This window comes from Brevinematia bacterium (genome assembly GCA_039630355.1).
Lineage (GTDB): Bacteria > Spirochaetota > Brevinematia > DTOW01 > DTOW01 > SKYB106.
Genome location: JBCNVF010000039.1, coordinates 1 through 5,136 on the forward strand (window position 1 = coordinate 1; position 5,136 = coordinate 5,136).

6 protein-coding genes are annotated in these 5,136 nt (G+C 36.5%); all 6 read left to right on the forward strand.

The genetic code is table 11. The features are described from left to right. A partial coding sequence (locus ABDH28_03140) for a biotin/lipoyl-containing protein (protein ID MEN2998014.1) occupies nt 1-393 on the forward strand: 393 nt, incomplete at its 5' end. Continuing rightward, nucleotides 386-1,705, forward strand: coding sequence for a HAMP domain-containing sensor histidine kinase (locus ABDH28_03145; protein ID MEN2998015.1), 1,320 nt, complete (start codon nt 386-388; stop codon nt 1,703-1,705). The genes ABDH28_03140 and ABDH28_03145, both read left to right, overlap by 8 nt. Further along, on the forward strand, nt 1,702-2,637 hold the full coding sequence (locus tag ABDH28_03150; GenBank protein ID MEN2998016.1) for a TerC family protein: 936 nt from the start codon (nt 1,702-1,704) through the stop codon (nt 2,635-2,637). The genes ABDH28_03145 and ABDH28_03150 overlap by 4 nt, the downstream gene beginning before the upstream one ends. Before the next feature lie 171 nt (nt 2,638-2,808). Beyond that, on the forward strand, nt 2,809-4,083 hold the full coding sequence (locus tag ABDH28_03155; GenBank protein MEN2998017.1) for a trigger factor: 1,275 nt from the start codon (nt 2,809-2,811) through the stop codon (nt 4,081-4,083). Between the two features lie 9 nt (nt 4,084-4,092). After that, nucleotides 4,093-4,401, forward strand: a complete 309-nt coding sequence (gene rplU / locus ABDH28_03160) for a 50S ribosomal protein L21 (protein MEN2998018.1) — start codon at nt 4,093-4,095, stop codon at nt 4,399-4,401. Beyond that, a partial coding sequence (gene trpA, locus ABDH28_03165; protein ID MEN2998019.1) for a tryptophan synthase subunit alpha occupies nt 4,402-5,136 on the forward strand: 735 nt, incomplete at its 3' end.

Consider the following 5,136-nt stretch of genomic DNA (forward strand, 5'->3'; position numbering starts at 1 on the left):
GCGAGAGATTCGGGGATAAGAGAGTTGTTTTTAAGGTCCAAGGGTGCGAAACTGTCTTTAAAATTCTCGTCTGAGAGCTATTTACAGTTCTCTCAGCAAGAGGTAAACCAAGAAGTTCTTCAGGAAGAACCTACAAAGCCAGAAAAGGTTGAGAAAGTAACCGTAAGGTCTGCGTATGTGGGGATCCTCAGGCTTAACGATAAGAAGGGTAACCCTGTCTCATCTGTGGGTAAAACAGTTTCAAAGGGTGAAGTATTATGTAACATTGAAGTATTGGGAATATTACACGAAGTTACTTCTCCTTGTAGTGGAAGGATAGATAGTATATTTCTTAATGATGGTGACATTGTTGAGTATGGCTCTACATTGATGGAAATAGTTCCTGATGTTTAGGTTGAGAAGACTTAATCAGCTATTGAGGTTTTTAGATGCTAAAACTAAGATTGCGTTTGTTGTAATATTTAGTATTTGTGTGTTTTTTTTAGTCAGATTTATTGTAAGTTTGATCTTACTTAACTTTGTATCTCTTCTGGAGAGTGCAGTGATAGTTTTTGTGACAGTTTATGCACTTGTCGTTCTTTTGAAGTTTTCTAGAGGAGTTTACTTTGTTACTAGGATGACGAGGAAGTTTAACTACGATTACTATCCTTTTTCTTCTATCATTGAATTCCCTAAGTTTGCTGTTAAAAATTTTCACGCTATGGCAAGAAAAATTAGGTCGCTTGAGAGCATTAATGAAAAGCTGATGCAGATAATCAATGAGATTGGCAATGTGGGTATAGTTGTCATGGATGAGCAGAAAAACATAGTGCTTTACAACAAGTTTGTAGAGAAGTTTTTTAACCTTTCTCAGAGCTATAAGGGTAAAAAGTTCTACTCTCTGTTTTCTCTATCAAGTCACAAGATTGATGAATTGAAGGAGAAGGGTGACTGTGAAATGGAGGTTATGGTTGGAAATGAGCTTAGAGTACTCAAGATTTGCTTTAGAGATGTAGTTGGAATTAGTCTTATCTATTTCTTTGATATCACCGAATTGAAGAATTTTGAGAAGATAACGGAATTGTCTCTTAGTATATTCTCTCATGAATTGAATACTCCTCTGACTAATCTATCTCTTGCTTTGGAAAATTTATTGCTTTCAAGAGATATTTCTGAGGAGATAGTTAATGCACTTTTGTCAAACATAGCGAGGATATCCAACACTGTCTCAAATATAGTTAATCTTTCAAATATATATTCAAACCGTGTATTAGTTGTTCCTCAGAGGTTCAATCTCAGGGATAGTGTGAAGAGACTTATTGATACGATCTCTCATAGTTACAAGAGTAAGAATTTGAGGGTGGAGCTTGAATACAGTGGTGATGAGGAAGTTGTAGAGGATAGGGATAAGTTGCAGTTGATTCTATTCAACTTGATAGATAATGCTATGAAATTTTCTCTTTCTGATAGTGAGGTTAGAGTAAAGATCTGCAATGATGGGGGGTTGCGGATTTCTGTTTCCAACGAGACGGAATGGATTTCTGAAGTGGAGTTAGAGCGAATATTTGAAAGGTTTTATAGAGCTAAGAATAGTAGGGGACTTAGGGGTAGTGGGTTGGGACTTTATATTGTGAAACTTTTGTGTGAGATTCTTGGGCTTAAAGTTGAAGTTTCATATTCTGATAATCTTATAATTTTCACAATTGCTAGAGAGTCTGATGTATGACTAAGGAAGTAGTTTTGTGGGGAGTGTTTTGGGCGGTTTTCTTTGTTGTGTTGTTTTTAGATCTTTTTGTGTTTTTTAGGAAGCCTAAGGAAGTTGACCTGAAAAAAGCTTTGATACTATCTGGAATTTGGGTAACTCTTGCAATGTTGTATTCACTTCTTGTGTTTTATTACGAAGGAGTTAAGCTTGGGGTTCAGTATCTTACAGCTTATCTTGTTGAACTTTCTTTAAGCGTTGATAATCTTTTTGTATTTTTGGTTATATTCTCATTTTTTATGGTTCCTAAAGAATACCAGCACAAGGTTTTGTTTTGGGGAGTTATAGGGGCTATTGTATTTAGGGGAATATTTATCTTTTTAGGAGTGTCGTTAGTTGAACAGTTTTCTTGGCTTTTTATAGTTTTTGGGGCATTCCTTGTATATACTTCTTTGCTTCTTATTCTTAGGAAGGAGGAGAATGAAAGTAAGATTGAGAGGAAACTAGCATATAGGTTGGCAAGAAAGCTATTTAGAGTAACTCCAGATTATGTCGGTGGTAAGTTTTTTGCGAAGATAGATGGGAAACTTTGGGCAACTCCGTTGTTTCTGTGTTTAATAATTGTGGAGACAACAGATGTAATGTTTGCTATTGATTCAATTCCTGCAGTTTTGGGAATTTCAACTAATCTTCTGGTAGTCTATACGTCAAACATATTTGCTATAATGGGGCTTAGGTCAATGTATTTTGCGCTTGCTGGAATAATGGATATGTTTAGATATCTAAAGTATGGGTTATCGGTGATTCTTGCTTACATAGGTGTTAAAATGATAGTGAAAGAGATTTTTCACATACATGTAGATGCAGTTCTGTCATTTGGGATAGTGGTCACTATTCTTGCAATATCTGTTGTATTATCGCTTATTGTTAAGGTGGAACCTAGGTCAGTAGTGTAGTTACTGGGAAGTAAGAAAGGCTGTCTGGAACCGAAAGAAGTAAGTAAGCAGAAGTTTAGAATCCTGCTTATTCGCTTAGTGGGAATTGGGATTTATTGTGTGATGTTGGGTGAAATTGAAAGCACTTTGACAGAGAGTTTAAAATACTAGGAAGTTTTTTGGGAAACTTGTATGAGGCTAAGCTCGGAAGAGAAGGATTTAGGGGTGTTTATCTACAAAGTTTGGTTTACCAGAAGTGAGATAGATGAGATAGAGGAGAAGGCTTTTTCTTATTGGAGGAAAGAGGCAGACATACCGGGCTACAGAAAAGGAACTGCTCCTAAGGAACTAGTATATCAGAGGTATTCAAAGAATATAAGAGATACTTTTAGAGAAATGCTACTGAAGAAAATTGAGCAAGAGATATCCAAGAAACATAGATTTGCTATTGATAGCATAGTACTAGTGGGACGAAGAGTAGTGCAAAGCAAGAGAGTTATAGAGATTCCGGGAACTGAGGATGAGGAAATTGAGTTTACGATCAAGGTCTCTACTGCAACATCTATCATTGTGGAAGATGAGGAGGGATTAAAAAATTCTCTGAGGGGTATAAAGCTTACTGTGTATTCACTAAAGGGAGAAACTGTTGATGAGAAGGAGGTGAAGAGATTCTTTTTTGCTAACAAAAAACTGAGTGAAAGTGTGACTTCTGAAAATAAAAACTGCGTGGTCCGTATCTTCTTCAACGTAAGTAATAAAATACCCCCTATAGATTTATACCTTTATCTGGGTGATTTACCGAAGTTGTGGGAGAAGTTGAAGGGGAAAAGAGCCTTTGAGACTTTTGAGCTTGCTTTAGATGAAACAACTAAGAGGATTTTAGGAAACTATATTGAAGATAGGGGAATAAAGAGGAATGTTTTAGGAGATAAGGTTGATGCTACGTTGACGAAGATTATTGTGCTTGAAGATATGGATAAATCTGTGGAAGAGGAGTATTCCTTAGAAAAAGGAGCAAGGTTTTCTCCAGTGTCTTTTCTGAACGAGGAGATAAAGGTATACAATATCTTCAGAGTTTTGGATAGTGCGGTAGTTGAGCTTCTGAGTAGAAGTAAGATCTACCTTGGTGAAGCGGAGTATATTCGCACACTTATGGAGGTTATAGAGACTATTTTGAAAGAGTATTCTCATAAGGTTGGACATATATCTTCGTTCTCATTTAATTTTGGCTATCTTCCTCGCTTTGTTTTCAATAGAATTGTTGAAGGAAAGTCAATTGAGGTGCTTTACGATATTTTTGTTGGTAATACTTCTAGTTATGACTATGAAAGTGATGGGAATATAGAGAAACTATACGAGAAGCTAAAGGAATTTTGTTCTCTAGAGGTGAAGGAGATAACATACAAAGATCTAAGGAACGAGTTTCCTTATCTGCTCTTTAGTTCTATATTTGAAAGGTTAAGTTAGGAGGGGATTATGTATTATCTTGTGGAGATTCAAGGTAAGCAGTATAAAGTAAAACAAGGTGATGTGGTTGTGGTTGACAATCTGAAAAGAAAGGAAGGAGAGAAGGTAACTTTTGATAAGGTTTTGGCTGTATTTGGTGAGAAGGAGATCATCTTTGGAACTCCTTATGTTCAGGGCAAGAGAGTTGAAGCTGTTGTTGAGAAAAACTTTAAGGGTGAGAAGATTGTTGTGTTCAAATACCGACACAAAGTCAACTGGAAAAGAAAGTATGGCTTTAGACCACACCTTACAAAGGTAAGAATCACATCACTTTCTTAGATGGATAACTTTGGTAAGTGGTTTGTAAATACTAAGCCTACAATAGTTTATCTAACAGTTGGTTTTCCTTCCTTTGAAGAAAGTTTAGAGGTTGCGAGGTTTTTGATATCTAATGGGTTTGCTCAGTTGATTGAGGCGGGGATACCGTTTTCCGATCCGATAGCGGATGGAGAGGTAATTCAGCTTTCCACACAGAAGGCTATTGAAAATGGCATAACTCTTAAGGATGTAGGTAAGTTTGTAGGTATTCTTAAGAAGGAGTTTGGAATTCCAATATTTGCCATGGGGTATTACAACCCGATTTTTTCGGATCTGGAAAGGAGTTTTTCAATTTTAAGGGATAATGAGTGTGATGGACTTATCATTCCAGACATAAATGTTGAGGAGATTAGGAGAATAAAGCCTCTTCTTAGAAAATATGGGCTTAGGATAGTAGGATTTGTTGCGCCGAATACTTCGGAAGACAGAATAAGAAGGATTGTTAGGCATACTAATGGTTTTATATATCTTGTTAGTTCCTACGGGACTACGGGAGTAAGGGATAGTATAGACTTTTCTTACCTTAGAGATATCGTTGTTAGGATAAAGAGGTATAAAGATCTTCCGGTTGCAATAGGATTTGGGATAAGAAACATTGAGATGGTAGAGAGGGCTAAGGAGGTAAGTGATGGTGCAATCTTGGGTAGTGCAATAATAAGGCTGATTCTTAGTAATCCTGGAAACTATGTCAGGAAG

What these genes read in the sequence shown, in the direction of transcription:
- ABDH28_03145 (MEN2998015.1), top strand. Translation starts at nt 386, where the DNA reads ATGTTTAGGTTGAGAAGACTTAATCAGCTATTGAGGTTTTTAGATGCT.
- ABDH28_03150 (MEN2998016.1), top strand. Translation starts at nt 1,702, where the DNA reads ATGACTAAGGAAGTAGTTTTGTGGGGAGTGTTTTGGGCGGTTTTCTTT.
- ABDH28_03155 (MEN2998017.1), top strand. Translation starts at nt 2,809, where the DNA reads ATGAGGCTAAGCTCGGAAGAGAAGGATTTAGGGGTGTTTATCTACAAA.
- rplU (MEN2998018.1), top strand. Translation starts at nt 4,093, where the DNA reads ATGTATTATCTTGTGGAGATTCAAGGTAAGCAGTATAAAGTAAAACAA.